Here is a 2,632-nt window from a genome sequence, read left to right on the forward strand (position 1 = left end):
GCCACCCGCAGGACGGGAGCGCAGCGGCCGGGCCGGGGCGGACACGGAGGACGATGCTGCGTACATGGGAAAGACAGATCCCTTCGTGTGCCTGCTGTGCCTGCCTGTACGTCCGCACTCCGAATCCGTGCTCGCGGGTGCGTGCCCCGTGAGCGTGGTTTCGGGAGCGTACGCCCACCCGACCCGGCCCTCCGGGCACACCCTGGGGAATGTGCCCGGCATGTGCGACCGGATGGCCGTCACCGGGAGGTGGCGGACCAGGTCGGGGTGGCGCGTTCCTACCTGACACCCGATGAGCGGTGGCACACCATCTGGCGCACCCTGGCGAACCCTGGCGAATAGTCGCCCGGCAACTTGCACGCGGCTACTGTCAACTCAGCCGAGAACCTGGGGGCTTGACGTGAGCGGACGACCCAACACCCGCCTTGCGGACCTGTTCGGCCTGGCCGGCTGGTCGAAGGGCGAACTCGCGAGACTGGTCAACCGGCAGGCGGCGGCCATGGGCCACCCCCAGCTGGCGACCGACACCTCCCGGGTGCGGCGGTGGATCGACATGGGAGAGATCCCGCGCGATCCCGTGCCGCGGGTGCTGGCGGCCCTGTTCACCGAGCGTCTCGGCCGTGTCGTGACCATCGAGGACCTCGGTCTGGTACGGCAGGGGCGTGCGGGGAAACGGCAGGGCGACGGGATCGAGGAACACCCCGACGGCCTGCCCTGGCCGCCCGAGCGGACCGCCGCGGTCCTCACCGAATTCACGGGAATGGACCTCATGCTCAACCGACGCGGCTTGGTGGGCGCGGGTGCCGCGCTCGCCTCGGGATCCACACTCAGCGGTGCCATGTACGAATGGCTGCACACCGATCCGGCCCTCAGGGCCGACGCCCCTGTTCTCGACGACCCCTTGCACGTCGAACCGGCCGGGTTCGACCGGTTCGAGGCCGCTCCCGTCGGATCCCAGGAGATCGAGGCGCTGGAGCGCTCGGTCGAGGTGTTCCGGGCCTGGGACGCGGCCCGTGGCGGCGGCCTCCAGCGCAAGGCGGTGGTGGGCCAGCTCAACGAGGTGGGCGGCATGCTCGCCTACCACCATCCCCCCCACCTCCAGCGGCGTCTGTGGGGCGTCGCCGCCAACCTCGCCGTCCTCGCGGGCTGGATGTCGCACGACGTCGGCCTGGAACCCACGGCGCAGAAGTACTTCGTGATCGCCGCCCACGCCGCCCGGGAGGGCGGTGACCGGCCGCGCGCGGGGGAGGCACTGTCCCGGGCGGCCCGGCAGATGGTGCACCTCGGCCGCCCGGACGAGGCCCTGGACCTGATGAGGCTGGCCCAGTCCGGCGCCGGGGACCGTCTCCAGCCGCGCACGAAGGCGATGTTCCACACCATCGAGGCCTGGGCGCAGGCGGCGATGGGCAAGGGACAGGCGATGCGCCGCACGCTCGGCCGGGCGGAGGACCTGTTCGTCGCCGACCGGCAGGACGCGGCGACACCGGACTGGATGCAGACCTTCAAGGACGAGGACCTGTACGGCATGCAGGCGCTCGCCTACCGCACCCTGGCGGAGTTCGACCCGAACGCGGCCGGAACCGCCCAGCACTACGCGCAGAAGGCCCTCGCCCTGCGGGTGGACGGACGGGAGCGGTCGAAGATCTTCGACCATCTCTCCATGGCGTCGGCCTGCTTCATCGCCGACGACCCCGAACAGGCCGACCGCTACGCGCGGCTGGCCCTGATGGCGATGGGCTCCAACTCCTCGCGTCGCACCTGGGACCGGCTGCGGCAGATGTACCGGCTGACCGCGCAGTACGCCGGTTATCCCAGGATCCAGGAGCTGCGCGAGGAGATCAGGGTCGCCCTGCCCAAGCAGCGGGCCGAGAAGGACGGTTCCGGCACGCAGGTGTAGGGGACCGGCGCGCCGCCCGGCCCGAGGGGCCGGCGGCCGGCGTCATGTGGTGACCTTGGCGGCGAGCACGCACGCGTCGTCCTCGCGCGCGGGGTCGCCGAACTCCTCGACGACCGCGCGCACACAGTCCCGTGCGGTCTGCGCGGGGCCGAACCGGGGGGCGAGGCCGAGCAGCCGGTCCACGGTCGCCGTTCCGTCGTGTTCCGGCAGCAGTGCGCCGGTGTGCAGCAGGAGCAGATCGCCCGGGCGCAGGGTGACGGCGGACTCTTCGTAGCGGGCGCCCGAGGAGGCGCCGAGGGGGGTGCCGTCCGGTGCGTCCAGCAGGCGCCCCGTCCCGTCGCGGTACAGCAGCGGGGCGGGGTGTCCGGCGCGCGCCCACAGGAGGGTGCGGGTCGAGGGCAGGTAGCGGCAGCAGACGGCGCTGCCGAGGGCGGGCTGCGCGGCGGTGTCGAGCAACCGGTTCAGCAGGGTGAGCAGCCTGCCGGGCCGGGTGCCGGCCATCGCCATGCCGCGTACGGCGCCGAGCAGCGTGGCCGTGCCGGACGCGGCGGCCACACCCTGTCCGGTGAGTCCCCCCACGGTGAGCTGGGTCTGGCCGTCGGCCAGTTCCAGCGCGTCGTGCCAGTCCGCGCCGATCAGGGTGGCGGTCGCGGCGGGGAGGCGGTGGGCGGCCAGGTCCAGGGCGACAGCTTCTGCCTGCACAGGATGAGGAACGAGGACTGGCGCCATCAGCTG

Annotated in this window: 2 protein-coding genes; one reads left to right on the forward strand and one right to left on the reverse strand. The window is 72.7% G+C overall.

Translation table 11 applies throughout. The annotated features are described in order from the left end of the window. Nucleotides 1-400 precede the first annotated feature (400 nt). The gene (locus H5J33_RS30545; RefSeq protein WP_181798014.1) at nt 401-1,897 is read left to right on the forward strand and encodes a hypothetical protein; all 1,497 of its coding nucleotides are present in this window, start codon (nt 401-403) and stop codon (nt 1,895-1,897) included. A 42-nt stretch (nt 1,898-1,939) separates the two neighbouring features. Here the strand turns inward: H5J33_RS30545 and H5J33_RS30550 are convergent. Beyond that, a partial coding sequence (locus H5J33_RS30550) for a PP2C family protein-serine/threonine phosphatase (RefSeq protein ID WP_181798015.1) occupies nt 1,940-2,632 on the reverse strand: 693 nt, incomplete at its 5' end.

This window comes from Streptomyces sp. WELS2, from assembly GCF_013870595.1.
Classification (GTDB): domain Bacteria; phylum Actinomycetota; class Actinomycetes; order Streptomycetales; family Streptomycetaceae; genus Streptomyces.